This window comes from Paenibacillus yanchengensis (assembly GCF_042684845.1).
Classification (GTDB): domain Bacteria; phylum Bacillota; class Bacilli; order Paenibacillales; family Paenibacillaceae; genus Pristimantibacillus; species Pristimantibacillus yanchengensis.
On record NZ_JBHUMH010000010.1, the window covers coordinates 89,421 to 112,220 of the forward strand.

25 protein-coding genes are annotated in these 22,800 nt (G+C 38.3%); 7 read left to right on the forward strand and 18 right to left on the reverse strand.

Annotation, left to right across the window (positions count from 1 at the left end):
- Positions 1-89: 89 nt before the first annotated feature.
- The 11 genes from ACFSTH_RS02750 to ACFSTH_RS02800 all read right to left on the reverse strand — a co-directional run bounded on the left by ACFSTH_RS02750 (position 90) and on the right by ACFSTH_RS02800 (position 10,260).
- A complete protein-coding gene (locus ACFSTH_RS02750; protein ID WP_377769736.1) occupies positions 90-1,163 on the reverse strand; it encodes an ABC transporter substrate-binding protein in 1,074 nt (357 codons plus the stop codon).
- A complete protein-coding gene (locus ACFSTH_RS02755; RefSeq protein WP_377769735.1) occupies positions 1,160-1,972 on the reverse strand; it encodes an ABC transporter permease in 813 nt (270 codons plus the stop codon). The genes ACFSTH_RS02750 and ACFSTH_RS02755 overlap by 4 nt, the downstream gene beginning before the upstream one ends.
- Positions 1,959-2,771, reverse strand: coding sequence for an ABC transporter permease (locus ACFSTH_RS02760; protein WP_377769819.1), 813 nt, complete (start codon positions 2,769-2,771; stop codon positions 1,959-1,961). The genes ACFSTH_RS02755 and ACFSTH_RS02760 overlap by 14 nt, the downstream gene beginning before the upstream one ends.
- A complete protein-coding gene (locus ACFSTH_RS02765; protein ID WP_377769734.1) occupies positions 2,767-3,882 on the reverse strand; it encodes an ABC transporter ATP-binding protein in 1,116 nt (371 codons plus the stop codon). The genes ACFSTH_RS02760 and ACFSTH_RS02765 overlap by 5 nt, the downstream gene beginning before the upstream one ends.
- 538 nt (positions 3,883-4,420) lie before the next feature.
- Positions 4,421-4,807, reverse strand: a complete 387-nt coding sequence (gene mnhG / locus ACFSTH_RS02770) for a monovalent cation/H(+) antiporter subunit G (protein ID WP_377769732.1) — start codon at positions 4,805-4,807, stop codon at positions 4,421-4,423.
- A complete protein-coding gene (locus tag ACFSTH_RS02775) occupies positions 4,785-5,069 on the reverse strand; it encodes a Na(+)/H(+) antiporter subunit F1 (protein ID WP_377769731.1) in 285 nt (94 codons plus the stop codon). Before ACFSTH_RS02775 ends, mnhG begins: the two co-directional genes overlap by 23 nt.
- Positions 5,069-5,545 (reverse strand): Na+/H+ antiporter subunit E, encoded by a 477-nt coding sequence (locus ACFSTH_RS02780; protein ID WP_377769818.1) that lies wholly within the window; start codon positions 5,543-5,545, stop codon positions 5,069-5,071. Before ACFSTH_RS02780 ends, ACFSTH_RS02775 begins: the two co-directional genes overlap by 1 nt.
- Before the next feature lie 70 nt (positions 5,546-5,615).
- Positions 5,616-7,100, reverse strand: coding sequence for a Na+/H+ antiporter subunit D (locus ACFSTH_RS02785; RefSeq protein WP_377769730.1), 1,485 nt, complete (start codon positions 7,098-7,100; stop codon positions 5,616-5,618).
- Positions 7,090-7,428 carry a Na(+)/H(+) antiporter subunit C gene (locus ACFSTH_RS02790; RefSeq protein ID WP_377769729.1) on the reverse strand — a complete coding sequence of 113 codons (339 nt, stop codon included), beginning with the start codon at positions 7,426-7,428 and terminating at the stop codon, positions 7,090-7,092. The genes ACFSTH_RS02785 and ACFSTH_RS02790 overlap by 11 nt, the downstream gene beginning before the upstream one ends.
- A gap of 1 nt (position 7,429) precedes the next feature.
- Positions 7,430-7,852: a Na(+)/H(+) antiporter subunit B gene (locus ACFSTH_RS02795; protein WP_377769728.1), complete on the reverse strand. Its 423-nt coding sequence runs from the start codon at positions 7,850-7,852 to the stop codon at positions 7,430-7,432.
- 2 nt (positions 7,853-7,854) lie between these two features.
- Positions 7,855-10,260 (reverse strand): Na+/H+ antiporter subunit A, encoded by a 2,406-nt coding sequence (locus tag ACFSTH_RS02800; RefSeq protein WP_377769727.1) that lies wholly within the window; start codon positions 10,258-10,260, stop codon positions 7,855-7,857.
- Positions 10,261-10,452: 192 nt separating this feature from the next.
- On the opposite strand from ACFSTH_RS02800, the gene ACFSTH_RS02805 reads away from it, so the two are divergent.
- From ACFSTH_RS02805 to ytxJ, 3 genes are all read left to right on the forward strand, one after another.
- Positions 10,453-10,707 carry a translation initiation factor 2 gene (locus ACFSTH_RS02805; RefSeq protein WP_377769726.1) on the forward strand — a complete coding sequence of 85 codons (255 nt, stop codon included), beginning with the start codon at positions 10,453-10,455 and terminating at the stop codon, positions 10,705-10,707.
- A gap of 371 nt (positions 10,708-11,078) precedes the next feature.
- Positions 11,079-11,741 carry a universal stress protein gene (locus ACFSTH_RS02810; RefSeq protein ID WP_377769817.1) on the forward strand — a complete coding sequence of 221 codons (663 nt, stop codon included), beginning with the start codon at positions 11,079-11,081 and terminating at the stop codon, positions 11,739-11,741.
- Between the two features lie 49 nt (positions 11,742-11,790).
- On the forward strand, positions 11,791-12,129 hold the full coding sequence (ytxJ, locus tag ACFSTH_RS02815) for a bacillithiol system redox-active protein YtxJ (RefSeq protein ID WP_377769725.1): 339 nt from the start codon (positions 11,791-11,793) through the stop codon (positions 12,127-12,129).
- 192 nt (positions 12,130-12,321) lie between these two features.
- On the opposite strand, the gene ACFSTH_RS02820 is transcribed toward ytxJ, so the two are convergent.
- Entirely contained in the window at positions 12,322-13,131 is an 810-nt protein-coding gene (locus tag ACFSTH_RS02820) for a YheC/YheD family protein (protein WP_377769724.1), read from the reverse strand.
- A 157-nt stretch (positions 13,132-13,288) separates the two neighbouring features.
- On the opposite strand from ACFSTH_RS02820, the gene ACFSTH_RS02825 reads away from it, so the two are divergent.
- Complete coding sequence (locus tag ACFSTH_RS02825) at positions 13,289-13,942, forward strand: peptidylprolyl isomerase (RefSeq protein WP_377769723.1); 654 nt, start codon at positions 13,289-13,291, stop codon at positions 13,940-13,942.
- A gap of 89 nt (positions 13,943-14,031) precedes the next feature.
- Here the strand turns inward: ACFSTH_RS02825 and ACFSTH_RS02830 are convergent, their stop codons facing one another.
- Both ACFSTH_RS02830 and ACFSTH_RS02835 read right to left on the reverse strand, forming a co-directional pair.
- Positions 14,032-14,787, reverse strand: a complete 756-nt coding sequence (locus tag ACFSTH_RS02830; protein ID WP_377769722.1) for a protein-glutamine gamma-glutamyltransferase — start codon at positions 14,785-14,787, stop codon at positions 14,032-14,034.
- A gap of 85 nt (positions 14,788-14,872) precedes the next feature.
- On the reverse strand, positions 14,873-15,652 hold the full coding sequence (locus ACFSTH_RS02835) for a Cof-type HAD-IIB family hydrolase (RefSeq protein ID WP_377769721.1): 780 nt from the start codon (positions 15,650-15,652) through the stop codon (positions 14,873-14,875).
- Between the two features lie 288 nt (positions 15,653-15,940).
- On the opposite strand from ACFSTH_RS02835, the gene ACFSTH_RS02840 reads away from it, so the two are divergent.
- Positions 15,941-16,762 carry a hypothetical protein gene (locus ACFSTH_RS02840; protein ID WP_377769720.1) on the forward strand — a complete coding sequence of 274 codons (822 nt, stop codon included), beginning with the start codon at positions 15,941-15,943 and terminating at the stop codon, positions 16,760-16,762.
- A 16-nt stretch (positions 16,763-16,778) separates the two neighbouring features.
- Here ACFSTH_RS02840 and ACFSTH_RS02845 read toward each other — a convergent pair whose 3' ends face one another.
- Positions 16,779-17,180: a hypothetical protein gene (locus ACFSTH_RS02845; protein WP_377769719.1), complete on the reverse strand. Its 402-nt coding sequence runs from the start codon at positions 17,178-17,180 to the stop codon at positions 16,779-16,781.
- Positions 17,181-17,236: 56 nt separating this feature from the next.
- Positions 17,237-17,500, reverse strand: a complete 264-nt coding sequence (locus tag ACFSTH_RS02850) for a hypothetical protein (protein ID WP_377769717.1) — start codon at positions 17,498-17,500, stop codon at positions 17,237-17,239.
- A gap of 886 nt (positions 17,501-18,386) precedes the next feature.
- On the opposite strand from ACFSTH_RS02850, the gene hflX reads away from it, so the two are divergent.
- Positions 18,387-19,652, forward strand: coding sequence for a GTPase HflX (gene hflX, locus ACFSTH_RS02855; protein ID WP_377769716.1), 1,266 nt, complete (start codon positions 18,387-18,389; stop codon positions 19,650-19,652).
- Positions 19,653-19,695: 43 nt separating this feature from the next.
- Here the strand turns inward: hflX and ACFSTH_RS02860 are convergent, their stop codons facing one another.
- The gene (locus ACFSTH_RS02860; protein WP_377769715.1) at positions 19,696-20,349 is read right to left on the reverse strand and encodes a carbohydrate-binding family 9-like protein; all 654 of its coding nucleotides are present in this window, start codon (positions 20,347-20,349) and stop codon (positions 19,696-19,698) included.
- Positions 20,350-20,528: 179 nt separating this feature from the next.
- Here ACFSTH_RS02860 and ACFSTH_RS02865 point away from each other — a divergent pair, with 179 nt between their 5' ends.
- A complete protein-coding gene (locus ACFSTH_RS02865; RefSeq protein ID WP_377769714.1) occupies positions 20,529-21,182 on the forward strand; it encodes a phosphatase PAP2 family protein in 654 nt (217 codons plus the stop codon).
- A 95-nt stretch (positions 21,183-21,277) separates the two neighbouring features.
- On the opposite strand, the gene katA is transcribed toward ACFSTH_RS02865, so the two are convergent.
- Complete coding sequence (katA, locus tag ACFSTH_RS02870) at positions 21,278-22,759, reverse strand: catalase KatA (RefSeq protein ID WP_377793587.1); 1,482 nt, start codon at positions 22,757-22,759, stop codon at positions 21,278-21,280.
- Positions 22,760-22,800 lie beyond the last annotated feature (41 nt).

A 22,800-nucleotide genomic window follows, 5' to 3' on the forward strand; every position in this document is an offset into this window, starting at 1 on the left:
GGGTCGAAAAGCGCTTTATTCTTCCCAATTTTTACAATTGTAACGATTACGTCACAACTGTATTCGCTTCATTTGGTAACCTTATTTTTTTATTTTCGATGCATTTTAAACTGCAAAAATAGTTCGTTATAATAGGACAGCATACGAATACCCAAATTATTGTACACTTCGAGACGAGTTGTTAACTGTTCATCCGGATAGAAACGTTCATCTGTAGAAATTTCTTCTGGTAACAATTCAAGCGCTGTTTTATTAGGAGTAGAGTACCCAACATATTCAGCATTTTGCGCCGCTACTTCTGGATCGAGCATAAAATTAATAAACTGATGCGCACCTTCGATATTACGAGCAGACGTAGGAATTACCATATTATCAAACCATAAATTAGATCCCTCTTGCGGAACAGTATAATCTAGCGCTTCATTTTCATCCATAATTTCCGAAGCATCACCCGACCAGACGAGCCCGACAGCCGCTTCTTCATTCGCAAGCAACATTTTGATTTCATCCCCAACAATTGCACGCACATTCGGCGTTAATTGGTTTAATTTTTTCATCGCTTCTTGCAAATGTAGCTGGTCTGTATCATTCAAAGAATACCCTAAACTATTCAGCCCCATACCGATTACTTCACGAGCGCCATCCGCAAGTAAAATTTGATTTTTTAACTTTGGGTTCCACAAATCGTTCCAACTATCGAAAGTCAAATCTCCAACTAAGTCGGGATGAAAAATAACGCCAAGTGTTCCCCAAAAATATGGAACAGAATAAGCATTGTCTGGATCAAATGGCAAATACATAAAGCGCTCATCCAAATGATGTAAGTTGGTCAACTTACTGTGATCTATTTGACGTAATAATCCGTCTGCCTGCATTTTACTTATCGCATACTCAGAAGGAACAGCAATATCAAATACAGTGCCTCCTTGTGCTATTTTTGTCATCATTGCTTCGTTAGAATCAAATGTTTGATAAATGATTTTTATTCCCGTTTCTTGCTCAAATTGTTTCATCAATTCCGGATCAATATAATCACCCCAGTTATAAATCGTCAGCGTATTACTACCAGAATAACCAGCGCTGGAATTAAGCCATTTCGTCAAATACAGCATAGCAATTACTACTACCGACAGCAGTAGAAAAGTACGAACGAGTTGTTTCATTTGTGCGTTGCTCCTTTCACTGGTCGCTGACTAACATTTCTTTGGCTAATAAAATAATAACCAACGACAAGTAGCGTCGTGAATACGAATAGTAACGCCGATAAAGCATTAATGGATAAAGAAACACCCTGTCTTGCTCTCGAATAAATTTCCACAGCCAATGTAGAATAACCATTACCTGTCACGAAAAAAGTAACCGCAAAGTCGTCAAGCGAAGTTGTAAGTGCCAAAAAGAATGCCGCAAAAATACCCGGTTTGATATACGGCAAAATAACTTTTGTTAACACATCCAGATGACTGGCACCCAAATCTCGCGCCGCATCAATTAAACTATGGCTCATTTCTTCCAGCTTAGGCAACACCATAATAACGACAATTGGAACAGAAAACGCAATATGCGACAGCAATACAGATACAAAACCGAGCTGCACACCAACAAAAGTAAACAGCATTAAAAAGGATGCACCAATAATAACATCCGGGCTAACCATCAGCACATTGTTCAATGTTAGCAGCATCTGTTTCGCTCGATTACGGCGGACATAATGGATAGCAATTGCTCCAAACACACCAAGAATAGTAGCTACTAACGCAGATAATAAAGCAATGACGAATGTATTCAACACAATGATAAACAAACGAGTATCTTGAAACACTTCCTTATAAAAGTCCCATGTAAAGCCTTCAAATCCACTCATCGTACCGCCGCTATTAAAGGAATATACGATTAAATACACGATCGGAGCGTATAGCACTAAAAAAACGAGCAGCAAATACAATTGTGATGGTTTCCACTTACTTTTTGCCAAATTCAACCGCTCCTTTCTTACGGCCGCCTGTGAGCAGCATGAACAGCGCCATAATAATAATTAGGAAGACAGCAATTGTCGCTCCCATTCCCCAATCTTGCGTCACTAAAAAATGTTGTTCTATTGCTGTACCCAACGTAATGACTCGGTTACCTGCAATCAATCTAGTTAGCATAAATAATGATAACGCTGGAATAAATACGGACATCGCACCTGCCTTCACACCATGAACGGTCAGCGGAAATATCACTCTACGAAATGTCATCCAGCTAGAAGCCCCCAAATCGCGGGCTGCAAAAACAAGACTTGGATTTAGTTTTTCCAATGCATTAAATATCGGTAAAATCATAAACGGAATAAAAATATACACCGCCACAAAAACAAAACTAAAATCGGTGAACAATATTTGTTTTGCGCCAATGCCGCTTACTTCAAACAAACTATTTACTAGCCCATGCGTTCCGAACAACCCGATAAAAGCATACGCTTTGAGCAGTAAATTAACCCAACTCGGTAAAATAATAAGTAATAACCATAGCTGTTTATGCTTCGTTTTCGTCAACAAGTAAGCAGTTGGATACGCTATGAGCAATGAAAACATAGTAATCAAAAAAGCGTACCAAAACGAATAAAGTGTCATTTTCAAATAAACAGGTGTAAAAAATCGTACGTAATTATAGAAAGTGAAATTTCCATCCACATCAAAAAAAGAATAATACAAAATAAGCAGTATCGGAGCTACTACAAATAAGACAAGCCAAACAAGATAAGGAACTAAGTATAATCGATTTGCTTTAATCGCCACCTTCGCTCAACTCCTCACCATAAGATTCGAGTCGCTTATCGAACTCCTCCTCGGTTTCATTCAAGCGCATAACGTGAATCGCTTCCTTGTCAAAATGTAGTCCAATTTGTTCGCCTACTTCTGCTTTACGTGTCGAATGAACGAGCCATTCATTACCCGCCTCATCATAGCAGCTAATTTCATAATGAACGCCTCGGAACAATTGCGAGTCTACTTTCACTTGCAGCTTTCCTTGCCCCGGCACCGTAATTTCCAAATCTTCTGGACGAATGACAACATCTATAGCTTCATTAGGCATCAACCCTTGATCGACACATTCAAACAATTTCCCAGCAAATTCTACTAAAAAGTCTTCACGCATCCGTCCGCTAACAATATTTGATTCGCCAATAAAATCAGCAACAAAGCGATTAATCGGTTCATCATAAATATCATTAGGAGTACCAGACTGTTCTATCAGCCCATTATTTAAGACGAATATTTCATCTGACATCGCCAGCGCTTCTTCTTGATCATGTGTCACAAATATAAACGTAATCCCTAATCTTCGTTGCAGTTCTCGCAATTCATATTGCATTTCTGTACGTAATTTCAAATCAAGCGCTGATAGTGGCTCGTCCAACAAAATAATTTCCGGTTCATTCACAATAGCACGCGCAATCGCAACACGTTGCCGCTGTCCACCAGACATTTCTGTAATTTCTCGCTGTTCGTATCCTGGCAAATTAACAAAACGCAAAGCTTCTTGTACTTTATTTTCGATGGCTGCTTTTTTCATTTTTTTAATCCGCAACCCAAAAGCAATATTTTCAAACACGTTCAAATGTGGGAATAACGCATAATCTTGAAAAACAGTATTCACTTGCCTTTCATTGGCAGGTATTTTGTTAATTACTTTTCCATTAAAATAAATATTTCCAGCTGTCGGTTCGATAAATCCAGCAATTAACCGTAAAATTGTCGTTTTTCCGCACCCAGATGGACCAAGTAATGTATAAAAACGTCCCCGCTCAATTGTAAAACTTACATCCTTTAACACCGCTTCTTCATGTGCCGCATACTGTTTCGTTACATTTTCAAAGCGGATAATCGTTTGCTCCCGCATCGAACATTCTCCTCTTAACTTTTTGTAATGCCATGATTATACTGCAATTTTAGACAAATTGGCGAGATAAAGAATTACTTGTTACAATCTTCCAAGCAATTCATGTTGAGCCTGATTTTGAAAAATGGAGTATTAAAATTTATGGAAAAATAAGTTTGTACGTTTTTTCATACAAAGATGCATTCCGATCATGGCAATTACGGTTGTTTGTTTGTTTTATCGTATAAATTCCTTACGTTCAACCTATTTTCGAGCCACTTTATACGATTTTTCGTACAAACTTTTTTTTCGACTCGGTTATTCGAATGTTTGTACGTTTTTTCGCATAATATCCCACTATACTCTCCTACTACAAATTTTCCTATAAATTTTAAGGTCTCTTGCGATTAAAGCCAAGTCCGAAATGGCTACAACACTTGTAAATCCAAAAAACCGACCTTAAGATCGGCTTTTCACCTTTGGATATGTGATTACTATTTCTATATTGACAAAATAATGGGTTTTCAGACACATGCCGATATATCCATTAATTCCCTTACTATTTTTGTTGTTTTTCTTGTTTTTGCTGTTGTTCCCATTTATTTAAATCATCACGCAATTCATCTTTTATACTTGTATCGGAAAGCTTCGTCCCAGAACGATAAGCAGATCGAACAATTAAATGACCGGCAACTGGCGCTGTCAAAAAGACGAATATAATCCCAAGCAATAATCGAACACTAATGATGGAATGAATTAGCCAAAAGTATAGAAATGCCGCAATTAAAATAAACATCGTTCCGAGCGTCGTACTTTTCGTAGCTGCGTGTGATCGGTTATAAACATCAGGAAAACGAATGAAACCGAGCGAGCTTAGCAAGCTTAAAATAGTTCCCAAAATGACTAGTATAATAACAAATAGTTCAATGATCTCGCTTCCGCTCAATGACGACACCTCTTTCCAAAAAGCGACATAACGCAATCGTACTGACAAAGGCTAATATACCGATCAATAAAATCGTCTCCATATACGCTCGTGAATCAAGCATAATAGACAACAATGCTACAATCGCAATGATACTATAGCTAATAGAATCCAGTGCTAATATCCGATCCGGCAACGTTGGCCCGCGCATCACTCGAATTAAAGCAATCGCAATAGAAACAGCTAATAGCATCATGCATACGATTAATATTTTATCGAACATTAGCCCATCACCTCTCGAATAACCTTTTCAAACAATCGCTTCGTTTGTTCAATATCTTCTTGATGTATCGCAACGTCCATCGCATGGACATATAAGATGCCTTCTTCTGGAATGACTTCCATAATAACCGAACCTGGCGTTAACGTAATCAGATTAGACAGCATCGTTATTTCAAAATCTGTTTTCAACGTTGTTTCCATCCGAAAAACTCCTGGCTGAATTGTAATTTTCGGACGAACAATTTGTGCGATTACCGTAATACATGACTTGAACATCTCTAACATAAATAAATATAACAGCTTAATAATCGCCCATACCCGATAACCGTAAAAGCGAGCGTTAAAAAAGCGACGTAATAAAAAGATGATCAACAAACCTAACGCATAGCCAAGCATAAAGGTTAAAGCATTCCATTCATCGTGCAGCAACATCCAGACCATTGCCACACATAGGTTCAATAATATTTGTAATGTCACCAATGATCACGTCCTCTCTAGCCTATCAAAACTTTCAATGTCCTGTTGGTACTATGAGCGATCAATATTTTTAACGATTATATAACACCCGTTCTATATACAACTGAGGATTCGTCATCACTTGTGCAGCTTGATCAATAAAAGGTAATACCGCTTCTGCAAAAACACCCATACCAACAACCAATGCTGTAAGCATAACTGCTGGAAGCAACGCGCCTTTGCCGCTTGCTTTTTCTTCTCCTTGACTAAACAGTGTTTCTCCCCAAAAGCTATTAATAAATATTTTCATCATCGAGTACATCACAAGGAAGCTTGTCGCAATAGATATAAAAATCATCATATACTGCTCATTAGCAATACCACTTTGTAGTATGGTAACTTTACCCACGAATCCACTTAATGGAGGAACACCAGCAATCGCTAATCCTGCCACTAGAAATAACCAACCAAGCCACGGCTTAAAACGAATAAGACCGTTTATTTCCTTCAGCTTATCTGTACCAGTAATACTAATAATCGTACCTCCCAGTATAAAAACAAGCGCTTTAGCGAACATATCGTGCAGCAAATAAAAGAGTGATCCTGTTAACGATTCCGGCGTAGCAATTGCTATCCCGAACAATATGAACCCGATAGATACGATTATATTATATACAAGAATCGACCTTATCGAAGAATATGCAATCGCGCCAAGCGCACCAAGCACCATCGTAATAGCAGCCATAATAAGCATCGTCATATGTGTGACTTGTGGTTGATGTGGAAAAATCAATGTAAAAGTACGCAATAGCGTATATACTCCTACTTTCGTTAACAATGCTCCAAACATCACTAGTACTGGTAGGGGCGCTGCTTTGTAAGAGCCAGGTAACCAGAAAAATAATAATAACGCCGATTTCAATCCAAACACGACCAAAAATAACAAACTAACTGTAGTAAGTAGTCCATCTTGTCCAGCTAGTGCTACTCGCTCTGCCAGATGCGCCATATTAAGTGTACCGGTAATCGAGTACAGATAAGAGATGGCAATAACAAACAAACTGGATGCTATCGTATTAATGATAATATATTTGATCGTTTCCCGTAGTTGTACCCGACCTCCACCTAAACTTAGTAGCACGTAGGATGCCAGTAACATTACTTCAAAAAACACAAATAAGTTGAATATATCTCCCGTTAAAAATGTTCCATTCACTCCGCCAAGCAATAATAGCATCAGCGGATAAATATAGTGCCGTTTCATTTCGTCTGTTGTTGTATGCTTCGTATAAAGTACTGCCGCTAACGTAACGATAGAAGCTGCAGTAGCTAGTAATACAGCTAGCATATCTGCTACTAAAGAAATGCCGTATGGCGCTTGCCAGCCCCCAAGATGAAGTACTTGAATACCATCACGATTCACTTGAGCAATTAACACCGCCGATACGATAACCGAACCTACTGCTCCTATCATAGACAGTAAATGCTGCAATCGTAACTGTTTCGGAAATATAAATAATATAATGGCGCAAAAAATCGGTATAAACAATGGAAACACAACTAAATTATTCATCATCCCGTCCCCTTAGCTTCTCCATATCGTCCGTTCCTAGCTCTTGATAGGAGCGGTAACCAAGTACTAATGCAAAGGCTGTAAGGGCGAAACTAATAACAATAGAAGTTAATATCAAACCTTGTGGAATAGGGTCCGTATAGCTAGTTGCCCCTTGACCAAGTAATGGTGCGGCTCCTTTTTTTAACCCATTAATTGCCATAAGCATTAAATGTACACCGTGCGAAAATAACGATAATCCGATAATAATTCGTAATAATGTTTTACTTAAAATTAAGTATGTTGCAGTCGTGAACAACACGCCGGCAATAAGCGTAATAAATATCTCCATGTTATATGTCCTCGCTTATGCTTTGTATGATAGTCATCGTCGTACCAACAACTGTAAAATATACACCCAAATCGAATATTAAGGCAGAAGAGATAGCTGTCTTACCTAGTAACGGCACATGATGGTATTCATAATATTGTGTCAAGAACGGTACATCAAACAATAAAGCACCAACACCAGTTAAAAAGGCTAACAGCAAACCGATCGCTGCAACTACACGAAAGTTCATCGGCAATATTTCGAATACAGTCTGAGCATCAAATGCTAAATAAAGAAGCAGTAGCGCAGAAGAGGTTATTAAACCACCGATAAAACCGCCACCTGGATTATTATGACCAGCAAACAATATATAAATAGAAAAAGTAATAATAATGAACACAAGAACTTTGGCTGCCGTCTGCAAGATCGTATCTTTGAATTTCATTATTATCGCCTCCTTGACTTACGATGTTTAACTAATGTGTATACACCAATACCTGCAATGAATAATACGACAATTTCGAGCATCGTATCGAACGCACGGAAGTCTACAAGCAATGCGTTCACCATATTTAAAGCACCGGCTAACGTATCCGCATCCTCAAAATAGGAAGAGATGGATGGAAATAATTTGTGCCCCATCGCCGAAAGTCCCACTAACGTAAGTGTAGCACCGACACCAATCGATATAAGTAAATGAGCAATATTCAACTTGAGCGGTTTAAGCTCCTTCTTCAGCTTTGGTAAAAAGTAAAAACATAGTAGAAACAACGAAGTCGTTATCGTTTCTACAACTAATTGAGTAAGAGCTAAATCCGGCGCACGGAAAATAACGAAAAACAAAGAAACTAGATAACCGATACCACCTACCGTAACAATCGACTGAATACGTGAATTAACGAATATAACATAGATCGATAACGCTACAATAAGTAGTCCCAATATATATTCATGCGGCATGATTGGTGAAGTATAAGACCAATCAATAACGAATGCCCCTTGCAGTAACAACGAACCACCAACAACAATAATTAGAAACGAAAAGATATACATTAAATAGTGAGTCAAACTGCCCGTCATATAGCTACCCGTTAATTTAGCTGCCATCTTTTCAAGGGAATGTAAACTACGATCATACATATTGTTCAACGTATATTTACGCGGTAAATTGTCATAAATATCTGCCCATCGTTTAAATTGTATAAATAACCAGCTACCGATAATAACAACTAATATAGTCATTAGTAGCTCCAAGTTAAAACCATGCCAGGCCGAAATTTGCGTTGGTACTGTTTGCATCGTCAAATCCGGCAATATAGCAAGCAACGCAGGTTGAAGTACTTTTTGTGATAGCACATTGGGAAAGAAAAACAATAAAATAACTAAACATGCTAAAATAGCCGGTGGAATTAACATGCCGAGCGGTGCTTCATGCGGCTTACGATCAAGCAGTTCCGGGCGATGCTCTCCAGTAAAAGTACGAAACACTAGCTTACAGCAGTAAACAAACGTAAATATACTAGCCAACCACGCTACAATTGGTAAAATGACGGTCCAAGCAGGCATATGGCGTGCTACAGATAAAACACCTGTAAAAAACATCTCTTTACTTAAAAACCCACTAAACGGCGGCAAGCCAGCCATCGATAGACCACCGATCATCGCCAAAGTAAAAGAGATTGGCATAATGCTCATTAATCCACCCAATCTACGAACGTCACGTGTTCCCGTCTCATGATCGAGTATACCGACAACCATAAACAAACTACCTTTAAATATCGAGTGATTGACCAGATGGAAGATTGCTGCGAGCATTGCGCCAGCGAATATTCCTTGAATCGTTGTATTCGTACTAATTTGATCATTTAACGCTAGAGAGCCGATACCAAGCAATGTAACAATAAGCCCTAATTGACTCACTGTAGAATAAGCAAGTAATGCTTTTAGATCGACCTGTCGCACTGCCATAAACGAACCCCAAAACAGCGTAACTACACCGACTGTAACGATAATCCAAAACCATTCCATCTGCCCACCAAAAATAGGAGTAAACCGAGCAATCAAATAAATACCTGCTTTAACCATCGTGGCGGAGTGCAAATAAGAACTAATCGGAGTTGGTGCTTCCATCGCATCTGGTAACCAAATATGGAATGGAAACTGTGCTGATTTCGTAAAAGCACCTAATAATATAAGTAACATCGCTGGAAAAAATAAAGCGTGATCTGTCATACTATCTAGTGAAGTAATCATTTCTCGAATACTAAGTGTGTCTGCCATTTGACCAAGCATTAAAAAACCGATCAACATCGCAAATCCACCAAACATCGTAATTAACATCGCTTTTTGCGCACCATGACGCGAATTTTTCCGCTGATACCAATATGCAATTAATAAGAAGGAAGAAACACTCGTCAATTCCCAAAATAAATATAAAACAAGTACGTTATCCGACAAAACAACACCAAGCATAGCCCCCATAAACATGAGTAAATAAATATAAAAGTTATGAAGTGCTTCGCGTTCTTTAGACATGTAATAAATGGAATACAACACAACTAATAAACCGATGCCGGTAATAATGAGTAAGAACAGCAAGGATAAACCATCAACATAGACGGTAAAATGCATACCCAAAGAAGGTATCCACGGTATAGAAAAAAGCATCGGAGTCATCGCTGAATTTTGGGGGAAATAATTTGCAATAAAGTATGTAAAAAAATAACTAAATAACAATAATGGCACAAGCAGTACAAACCAGCCAGTATGGATACTGCGCACTTTTTTGAACAATACCGGCACAAAGCAGGCAAAGAAAAAGGGAGTCAGTACAGTTGCGTGAAGTAGGGACAATACGGGACCTCCTAATATCTTTTCTATATTTTATTTTTCATGACATGTTAACATTGCATGTGCAACAGTACTATTATACACTATGGAGTTTCTAGGTCGCAAAGAATATACCCCTTTGTTCTATAAATTTAAAAAAACGCATACGTTATCGTTAAGTGATATTTAATTTTCCAGGAAAGAAGGAGGTTGAAAATGAATCGAAATAATAACAATTCAAATCAATCATCGTCAAAAGAAATTCTTGCTGCTAGACTTGCCTTCATTGGAGCATCTATAGCTACTTTAGGAGATGGCCTATCGGCAATCGCAGCCGGCATAGCTTTAGATATACTTGAAAATCCTTCTGACGCAATGAGATCACAACACCAAACAAATCAATTTGAGACAAGTCAACAGTTAGATTTATACATAAATGAATTGATAAATCTCAGAAACAATATTACATAACTCTAGATTTTTACTCTTACCTTCGATAGCTCTACCTTTAATTCTCCGCAATGATCGGTGCAACTACTTCGCAAAACCACAACATAGCATGTCTATCCCCAATCTTTTTAACATCTTGAGTTGGTAAAAAGTATTTTCTGAAGCCTTAAAAAGCAAGTGGAGCTGATTTTGGGGCTAATATGCACCAAACGCTATGAAATCCTTACAATATCAACGGTTGCAACGGACAAGTCATTATTATAAACTATAGGAATTGACAGAACCAAACAAAAAATGTACGCTGTAGACAATGTTGTGAATGATATAACTGACAGTAGCAACACACTTAATGTTAAGAAGATGAGGTGACCTTTTCCTTGTGGAACGGTAGAATGGATGAAAGCATACTCGTTTGTGTTTATTATGGTCCAAACGGAGAAAGACTAATTCGTCGCGGCGGCAAAATAGCCAATATGTTGAATTGTCCGCTTTATGTTCTAACAGTTGACCCTCTGCCCGAAGACGAACTTGATATTGAAAAAACGCATTATATTGAGCAGTGGAAAGAACTTGCCAAAGAGCATAACGTCCAGCACTTTTATATTAAATACAACGAGCCAAGACCTGTAGCCAAAGTGATTCGTGAAGTCGCCCGCAAGCATAACATTACCCAGATCGTACTCGGACAGACCGCTCAAAGCAGATGGCGTGAAATTACAAAAGGATCATTTATTAATACCTTATTGAATGAAATTCCATTTGTTGATTTGCATGTTATCTCTGTTTCGCGTGACCTGGACAATTCTAATGACGGTTACTTCGAAAAAGGTATTCGAGCTTACTTGTTAAAAGAAAGTGACCATTATCGATTGAATTTCAGTCATACGTTGCAAGATGTGTGCGAAGGCATTTTCTATAAAGAAATCGGTACAGATTTCAACAATGGCATTTTTAAGTTTATGCGTAACAACTGTATGGTTGAAGTACAAATTATCGACGATTACGTAAAAGACATGCCTGAACATATAGAATTACGCGACGATGAATCTAAGTAAATATAACTGTATTCTATGTTAATACGATTAGCAAAGGAGTGTTTTTCTCGTGTCACTAACAGAATTAACTACACTCGAGCAGTGGGAAGCAGTATTGCATCAAACAAACGAACGACCTGCTGTTATTTTGAAACATAGTACAACTTGTCCTGTCAGTAGTAACGCTTATAACGAATTCATGAGTTACTTGCAAGATACACCTCGCACAGATGTAGATTACTATTTAGTCAAAGTAATTGAATCACGCCCTGTATCAAATGAGATAGCAGAAGCTATTCAAATAAAACATGAATCTCCACAAGTGTTGATGATTGACAAACAAGCTAACTATTGGAACACTTCACACTGGTCTGTGACGAAAGCGCACATGGCTGCTGTTTTAGACTAAACTAAATGCAATTCAATATTAGAACATATTTCTATTTAAACCACCCCAACGGCTGGAAGCGAACCAATCATAAGATTGACTTCGTCCAAGTCTAGCTCTAAGCTACTTGAGGTGGTTTTTTTGTTGTGTTTTGTAATTAGAATATATATTTACTAATCACCTATACTATTCAAGAATGGGTAACTGTAACATTTAGCAATTAAGTTTGTATGTTTTACCGTAGTTCGCACCATAGGCAACAATCTTTCTAATCATCGACTGATCGGATAGTACAGCAAATAAACAATGATCGGGATGTAAATTAACTTCCAATATCCACGGCTTCAATTGTTGATCAAGAGCAATATCTAAACCGATTTCGTTTAGTTTAGGGTTGGCTCCGTGCATTCGTTTCATCGTTTTAATACTTATTCTTTGAATATGGCGTAGCACACGTCGATATTGCACCACCCCTACCGCTCCTAGCAATAACGTATTGGCAGCAATTACCGATCCACCTTGCGAGCCATTACTTACTACTTTACCTGGTTGTGCCATCCTTCCTACAATACCAGTCATCTCCCAACCGCCAGAAGGCGTACGCTGAACTACGACACGAAAATCATAAGGCGTACCATAGTGATTCAAGGAATGGATTCCACGTTGAATAATATAAGCCTTTCCTTTCATTTCATGCTGCAAAGCAGTATATAATTGAGAATACGAAGAAAAGGAACGTTTTCTCGCTCCCAATTGATAATAATAAGTAACACCGTCTCCGTGTGGGGCGACAACTCTTTCTACCTTCATTACACCTTTTCCCGCAGAACCAACCGCAGGTTTAATAAATACCATCTGCATATGTTGTAGCATTCGCCATAAGGATTTTCTGGTTAGCTTACTTGTATCTGGAATATAACGATGTAACTCGTCTTCTTTTCGTAAAATTTTTGTCTTTTTCCACTTACTTGACATCGATGACTTGGAACTAATAATTACGCCAGACAAATGCAGTTCTTTCATATTCCACCTCTCCTTCTAGCATTATTAATACTTCTGTTATTATCATACGCCGCCAAAGACATAACGTTATAGGCGATAGCTAGAGCTACTAGCATCTGCTAAAAAGATTTGGTATGATACGAAAGTAAACTAACGTGTAAAAGGGGCTTAAAAGATCATGAACAGCACAAAATCAACAACTTTAAAATGGATGTTACTTCTTACGCTAAGTGTCAGTATTTTATTGGTTATAACAGGCTGTGGCAAAAAAGCCGAAACAAACGAATTGCAACTGGAAAGCTCGGACAAGCATCCGGTCGTAACGATCGAAATGAGCAATGATAAAGTAATCAAAGTAGAACTATTTCCTGAAGTAGCTCCAAATACGGTTAATAATATGATTTCACTAGTACAAGCAGGTTTTTATGATGGAAAAATATTTCACAGAGTAATTCCTAAATTTATGGTACAAGCTGGTGAGCTCGTTGCTGCCGATGCAGGGCAACCAGACTATACAATTAAAGGTGAATTCGCAAATAATGGTTTTAAAAATTTTCTTCTCCATGAGCGGGGAGTCATTTCAACAGCTAGAGTTGGTGGAATGAACGATTCTGCTAGTACGCAATTTTTTATTATGGTGAACAAAAATGCAGGGCTTGATGGAGATTATGCTGCTTTTGGTAAAGTAGTGGAAGGAATCGAAGTAGCAGACGAAATTGCGGCACAACCTCGAGACGGCTTGGATCGACCGAATAAAGATCCTCTATATATGAAAAAAGTAACGGTAGATCTGAAAGGGATGACCTTCCCAGAACCGGAAGTCATTCGCTAAAAAACAAACATCCCTTGCCTCTTGCTGTAGAAGAGTAAGGGATGTTTTTGCTTGTATATTTACTATTTTGTCCAAAGACAGCTATTTACTTAACCATATTGACCTACGTTAGCCGTCAGCATCCGAATTGCTTCAAAGTCAGGACGAACGACCAAATTGTCCAAATAAGCAGATCGACGACTGCCCGGACGACGTGCTCGATTAAGTGCAGCGATAATATCCTCGCTCGTACCAATCCCAACACCATGACCATAATAAAGATTTCTGTCTAACAATATGACATTTTCACCTTGCCATTCTGGCGTTGCTGGATTCACATCTGGGTTCCGAAAGTATAGTACATCGCCCGGATAGACATCTCGGTTATTGTAGGAGTAGGTCAACTTTAAATCACTATCGTGCTGCCAATCACGTAAATATAAATTTTGAAAATAGTAATTAAACGCCCGGTCACCAATCGTTTCCAATACTGCTTTATATAAATTAATAATAATTGCCCCGGCACATTCAAATGCGTATTTATATCCTTGTGTATAAATATCTCGGATGCCGGCAGATGGCGTTACACCGGGCCTCAATAGAAAGCCACCATTTTGCGTCCGTATCCAGTATTGTGGATTACTACGAGAATTATGAAAATCTGCAAAACCAACGCCACTACGGTACATTGCCTTAGCAGCTTCTACAATTTGTGTCCGCATTTTTAATTCAAATAATAATGCATCCAACGATGGATAGTGATATACGTTGCTACTCGCTTGTTTGCTACGCACTATATTCCATTCCAAATCAGATAACATTCGCGGATCTATTTGGGACACGTCACCACCTGAAATTACAATCACAGCGCACCCTCCAACTTCACTCGATGTTGTTCATTAGGTTATTGTACGTATTAACAGGCTAGTTGGTGAACAGTAAATAACAACACTATGCAGGTAACAATGCTGCTTTAATTAAACCGTTGCGAATCCCTTGCTCATCCACATGTGTCGTTACAAAATCAGCATGGGGCAACAAATCAGCGTGGGAATTGCCCATCGCTATTCCGAGCCCAACTGCACGAAGCATTTCTTTATCATTCAGTCCATCACCAAACGCTACCGCATCTGCATTCGTTAAACCCAGTTTATTTAACATCGCTTCAATTCCCACTGCTTTGGACAGCCCGAGTGGCAATACATCCATCGCTTGTTCGTGCCAACGAATAAAGGTCAAATCATCATGTAAAGCTGCATACAAATGCTCGTCGCTACTAGTACAGTGTAGAAATATTTGCATAATATTGTGCTGTTGCCAAAACTGTGGATTATAAGCAGGCAAAGTAACCTTTAACGAAGACACCGCTGCTACCATCGCCGGATGATTTTCTTGATTCGTTGCAAACTGCTTAGTCCCTTCAAATACAAGTGGATGCTCATGACGCTCTGCAATTTCTACTAATTTTTCTATCGAAGTTCTATCCATTGCTTGTTGAAAAACAACTTCCCCTTTGTATACAGCATAAGCACCATTCAATGATACATAAGATGCGATTCCTAATTGTTTCATCAATGGCTGAATAAAGTACGGCGCTCGTCCCGTGGCAATAACAGGTTCTACTCCCGTTGCTTTTAACTGTTGAATCGCTTGTACCGTGTCCGCTGGAATTACTTTTTCATCATTAACCAATGTTCCATCAATATCAAAAAACACAATTTTATAACTCATGTTGTTTTCTTCCTCTCTCATCTTCTCTCTTGAACCATAGTATAGGACAAATCTAACATTCATGCGACCATTTTTCGTTAACATTTTGCTCTTGACGAATTGCTCCGTTAACGGTAAGATGGAAACTAATCAATACAAAAAGGGAAGCACCCGTTCGCCTCATCAACCGATGAGCGACGGGTGCTTTTTTGTCGTTTACTACTCATTACTGATTAGTTTACTACTCATTACTGATTAGTTTTCTGCCCCTTGCTGTATGGATACCACTACTATTTGGGAGGTTATATTATGAAATTATTCACTTGGTTTACTGCTACATTATTATCTGTCCTACTGCTATTACCAGCTTCAACGACCTATGCAGCTAGCTACACACTAACTACTACCGCACAAAAAAACTTTGACAAACTAACGAAAGAAAGCGAACCAACGATTACTGATAAACTCACTATTGGTTATAATCAATTGCAAACGAATCGAAAACAAGAGTTAGAGCTAGAGCAACAAACGAAAAAACTAAAAAGTAATAATCAAGCGAAAGAAAAACTAGTTCGATCCGCCATCAGTCAGCTCGACAATGACCACATTCAACGCCTAAACTCCGAAGTAGCTCAAGTCACCAAAAAATATGATCCTATAATTAAAACTTATGAACAACAACGACAGCAGCTAACAATTATTAAACAAATGAAACCAGCGAACAAAGAAGCTGTCAAGGTCGCTAATGTCGCACTAGCACTATCGAAAGCAGCAGCAGATCAAGCGAAGCAAATCATCCGCAATAAGAAAGCAGAGCTAACTAAAGCCAAAGCAGCAGCAACAGCCCGCAAAAAAGAATTGCGGGCGATGCTCACAAGTGGAAGCAATCTGTTAAGCAATATTAAAAACGCCAATAGTACCATTAGTAAACAAAATAAATTATTTACAGATGAAGGTAAATTATTAACAAACGCTTTACGACTACAATCTGCTAAACAGGCTCTCAACAATTTGCAGACGATGAATACGTTAAGCACTTCTATTAATGGAGCAAGAAAGAAAATTGTCCAATATGAACAAGAGTATGAACAACTACTAGATAAAATAAACAATTTAATCGTAAAGACGTAATTTATAACTACTGTTGTTATTGTTTTTTCTGTTTTATATACACATAGATGATTCGAATCAATTCGACTACAATACCTACGACGAAGCCGGCACCGAATAGAAACAGAAAAGCAATAAAGCCAGCCAAGTCTTCCCAACCAGTAGCGTTGCCTTGTGATAGAATACTCATCATGACCAAACCGAGCAACAACCCTAATTTAGATAGGAGCAGTATATAACGCAAACCAAAGTACCCTAATAAACTATAAATAGAAGCTACTATAAAACTAAAAAGCAACATACGAAGTGCAATAACAACATCAAATGTCGCTCCAGCCATAACAAACCGAACTAGATAAATCATAATCGTAATAACTGCAGTCGTAATAGGTAGATATAGTAACCAGTTACGACTGCGGGGTTGTAATAGTATACGCATAGTTGTTCACTCCCTGCTGCTTAGATACCTATATTATATGCGATAACTATCCTTAATTAATATAACGATTTTCGTTTACTATAGGATGATGAGGCATAATAATCTTGTAACGTTCGTAATGCAGTAGCTGCGCATTCAATCAATGTACCTTGCTTATCTACCGTAATATTGCCGCGGGTAATTTTATTTTTATAACTATATTGACCATTACACTCATGTAAAAAAATTAATTGCCGTAACAGCCATTTACGGTCTTGTTCATTATAATGATTCATCAAGTAATGATCGATTGGTTGGTACAAAGTGCCATCATCCTTCATTAGTCATCCTCCCTAATTAGTATTAATATGTTTCTAAAAAAACAAACATACAAAACAAAAAAACCGAACAATAGATAGCTATCGCTCGGTTCTTCCGAAATGTATGCGTTTCCAATTAATATAGCATAGCACTTTAATGCTGGCAAGTACTGGAAACATTTATTTGCGTCTAGAAGCACAGTATGGTATACTGGAATGAATTTCAGAATGGAGGGTTCAGGGTGATCAATTCAATCCGTTTAAGATTTGTGCGCAAGTAATTTAATAGCACTTCTACACTGCTCTGTGCAGTGATAACGGAATAGGTCTGCCCTTTTATACTCTTACGACTGAACAATACCATTCATTGCAATATAGTTGGCTTTTTTATTGTCTACTATTTTTATTGCAGTATTATTGCTATTGTTTACCATTTGACCCATTTCACGCACTGCACAGGCTTAGTTTGCCTGTGCTTTTTATATTTTACTGCGTATCAATAGTGGCTCAAAACCGAAATCAGTGATTGACCTGTGCTGATGTTGATTGGGTAGCGCGGCATGGAAGACCGTTTTGTACGATTTTTCGTACAGAGAATGGTCATTTCCAGGCAATGATGACTAATTTATACGATAAATCATACAAAATTTCGCTTTTTGACCGCCGCGCCTTGCTTTATGTACGATTTTTCGTACAATCGAATCAATTGGAATCAATTTGAAGGCAACTTGTGTGAAAAATCGTATAAATCGCTTCTTCCTTCCTGTAAATGCCCGAGCCGTGGGAGATTATCTGCACGTTCACACGTCAAGTACTAATGTTGAGGTAGAGCCTAAATAGTAATATATCAACGTTTAGCAAATACTAATGACAACGACAATTACATTAAAAGGGGATAATACGAACAATGCATGAAAAAAAATATAAAGCTATATTAGTTGGAGTTGAAAAACAACACCAGCATGATTTTGAATATGCGATGGAAGAATTACGTAACTTAGCAGAAGCTTGTCATATCGAAGTAGCGGGGGAACTGCACCAAAAAGCAGAACAAGCCCATCGAGCACATTACGTTGGTAGTGGGAAAGTAGAGGAAATAACAGCCTTACTGAATGCTACTGAAGCTGAAGTCGTTATCTGTAACGATGAACTATCTCCATCGCAAATTCGTAACCTTGAAGCTGCTTTAGCATGTACTGTTATTGATCGAACAGTATTAATTCTTGATATTTTTGCTGAACGTGCCCAAACGAGAGAAGCGCAGCTGCAAGTAGAAGTAGCTCGGTTACAATACATGTTACCGAGACTTGTCGGTTTACGTGCTTCGTTAAGTAGACAAGGTGGCGGCGCAGGACTACGCAATAGAGGTGCCGGAGAAACGAAACTGGAACTAGACCGCCGCCGGATTGAAGATCGAATTGCTATGCTACAACAAGATTTAGAAAAATTAGTAGCTGTTCGCCAAGTGCAACGGAAACAACGTCGTAAAAACGAAATGCCAGTTGTCTGTCTAGTTGGTTACACTAATACGGGAAAATCTAGCTTAATGAATGCGTTTATTGAGAAATTTGATGATGCAGCTACCAAACAGGTATTTGTGAAAGATATGTTGTTTGCGACACTGGAAACTTCTGTACGAAGAATTGAATTGCCAGATAAGAAAAACTTTTTATTAACAGATACGGTCGGTTTTGTTAGTCGCCTGCCTCATCATCTAATTAAAGCATTTCGTTCTACATTGGAAGAAGTAACAGAAGCTGACTTACTCGTCCATGTCGTCGATTATTCGCACCAAAATTATGAACAGCTTATTTCTGTTACAGAACAAACATTAAACGAACTAGACGCAGGACAAATACCGGTTATATATGCATTTAATAAATGTGATTTAACGGATAAACCTTACCCTAGAATACAAGACTCAACAGTATATATGTCGGTACATGAACAAGCTGGGTTGGATGAACTACTGCAGCTGATAAGTGAGCAGATTTTTAAAGACTATAAAACGTACGATTTGCTTATTCCTTACGAACAAGGCAAACTAATTGCTTACTTTAATGAGAATGCGAATATTCTCCAAACTAACTATGAAGAAAACGGTACTCGTCTACTAGTGGAATGTCAAACAGCTTACCTAGAACGAGTAAGAGAAAATGTAACTATTTTATAAGCTGACTATCGAAGGGGCTATCTGTATAGCCCCTTTAGTATCATTAGTTTTTCACAAAAACTAATTCACCAAACTTACTAGGCACATGAAAATTGACAACACCAGTCGGCGCCCAAGCGCTATAATGACGTACCCCTTTCATATCATCATCGATTCGATATAGATTCCATCGCCAACGCTGACCAGCAACTACTTCTGCATTCAAATCCGTAAAGGGTAATCGTAATTCATAGCAATACAACTCCGGCTCTACTTCAAACGCTTGTGTTTGTAAGTTCGTTGCATCCCAATTTTTATCAACTGTCATATACGGTAACTCATTAGCACCCCGCTTCGCCGCTTTCGCTCTATCCTTATCTATAATCGTAATCGCAGCGTCAAAGATAACGTTATGAGGGCTTAATTCAAACTCATAATAGTGCTCTCCAGTCGCAGTCGGATCTATAAATACCTCCACAACATCTTGCTCGTATAACGGATCGTCTCTATGCTCATATTTGGACAATATATAATTATCTTGACACCAAAAACGTATGTATAGATGAGTCTCACTCCAGCAGGCTTTTGCTTTTGTAGACAATACCGGCGGCTGTTCCGTCACTACGTCTCGAAGTACCATCTCAGGTAGTTGTTTCCAAACATCCTCCGCAATCGCTTTCAACTCTGCTTCCTTAATATAAGTGCATAAATATTGCATCACATTTCCTCCAAATCAATTGTGTTATCAAAATTTTAATACATTACGCGTTAATTGAGAAGCTCATTTTCCACAAATGAGAAGCATATCCTATATTATGTCGAAGTTACATCCTTAGGTTGCTTAATAATGCAATTGCATGTAGGATATAAAAGCAATAACAAATGACGGAGGTTACTATGCTAACGTTTGCGAAAAAAAATTGGCATCTTCTTGCTGTGCTTACTATTGCGCTGCAGGGACTAATCTATTTGGCAATTGGCCAATCCATTCAAGGAGAACCTTTTTACAATTATTTTTGGATTGATACAAAAATCCCCTTCATTACCTGGTTCGTTATTCCGTATGTTATATGGATGCCCATTTTATACCTTGGATTTATTTATATTGGATTAAAAAACAAGCCTTTATTTTGGAAGACAATTATAACTTACAATGCAGCAGTTATGGTATGTAATGTCATCTTCATTTTGTTTCCGACATATGTGCCACGCCCAGAAATTATTAACAACGACTTACTGTCCTATGCTGTTACTCTTGTTTATAGTAATGATGAACCATTAAATTGCTTACCAAGTGTACATGTATTGACTAGCTATATATTACTCATTACGATGAATCGACATAAACTACTTACATTTAAATGGCGTATCGTCTTTTCAGTTATTCTATGGTCGATCATCTTCTCAACCATTTTCATTAAGCAACATGCATTAATTGATTTAATTGCTGGCATTGCGCTTGGTGAAGTTGTTTATCGTGCCGTTCACTACTATGCTAATCGAGTACAGCAACGAAAACATTTGGACAATGCAAAAGTACTCTCATCATAAAACCTGTCCTAATAAATAATGACAAAAGGAGCTTTTTCTATCCCCATTGGGTTAAGAGAAAGCTCCTTCTTTATAGAAATGAACGATGATTGCTGTTACGCTAACCCTAATCCTTCGGCTATTCGTTGACCTAGTGTTTCATCTGCTTGGCGCCAATGTTCTATTTGTCTTTGTTTAATATCTTCCCGATCCACTGGCTTCATAGCAGCTACAATATTATCGATCAAGCGACTTTTCTCTCCGTCATCCATCAGTCGATATAAGTCGCCTGCTTGCGTGTAATGGTCGTCGTGATCATAAGCTACACTGTTTGCTTCACCGGATACTTCAAACGGCTTCACCTGATGTTGTGGTGCTTCTTTTGGTCCACCGTAACTATTCGGTTCATAATAAACGCTTGCTCCGCCGTTATCATCCGAGCGCATCGCTCCATCACGCTGATAGTTGTTCACTTCTGCCTTCGGACGATTGATAGGAATTGTACTGTGATTAGCACCTACTCTATAACGATGAGCATCAGAATACGCGAATAATCTTCCTTGTAACATTTTGTCTGGTGATGCTTCCACGCCAGGTACGAATGATCCCGGTGAAAATGTCGCTTGCTCTACTTCAGCAAAATAATTAGTTGGATTACTATTAAGTACCATTCTACCTACTTCAATTAGCGGATAATCTTTTTGCGACCACACTTTCGTAACATCAAATGGATCAAAACGATACGTATTTGCATCTTCTTCAGGCATTATTTGCACGCAAAGTTTCCATGCAGGATAATCACCTTTTTCAATGGCATGGAACAAATCTTCCGTATGATAATCCGGATTTTCACCTGCCAGCTTAGCAGCTAGTGCTACATCTAAGTTTTTAACACCTTGTTCTGTTTTAAAATGATATTTCACCCATACCGCTTTTCCTTCTCCATTCACCCATTTGAACGTGTGACTACCAAAACCATGCATATGTCTAAATGTTGCCGGTATTCCTCGATCAGACATAAGTATCGTTACTTGGTGCAAAGATTCTGGAGATAATGACCAGAAATCCCACACAGCGTTCGGGTTTTTCAAATGTGTTTGTGGATGGCGTTTTTGCGTATGAATAAAATCTGGAAACTTAATAGCATCTCTAATAAAAAACACAGGAGTATTGTTGCCAACCAAATCGTAATTTCCTTCATCTGTATAAAACTTAACGGCAAAACCACGTGGGTCCCTTACTGTATCTGCTGAACCTAATTCGCCAGCTACTGTAGAAAACCGAACGAATACAGGTGTTTGTTTTCCAACTGCTGATAAAAAATCAGCTTTCGTGTAGGCTGTTAAATCATTCGTAACTTCAAAATATCCATGTGCTCCTGCACCTTTGGCGTGTACCACTCGCTCAGGCACTCGTTCACGATTAAAGTGCGCTAATTTCTCTAACAAATGTACATCTTGAATGAGTGTTGGTCCTCTTGAGCCTGCTGTCATAGAGTTTTGGTTATCCGCAACGGGTGCTCCAAAACTTGTCGTCAAATGCTTATTATTCGTACTCAAACGAATCACCTCAACATATTGTATTATATTATTTATCATCTCTTCTTAATGATAACAATTATTAATTATATGTCAATTAC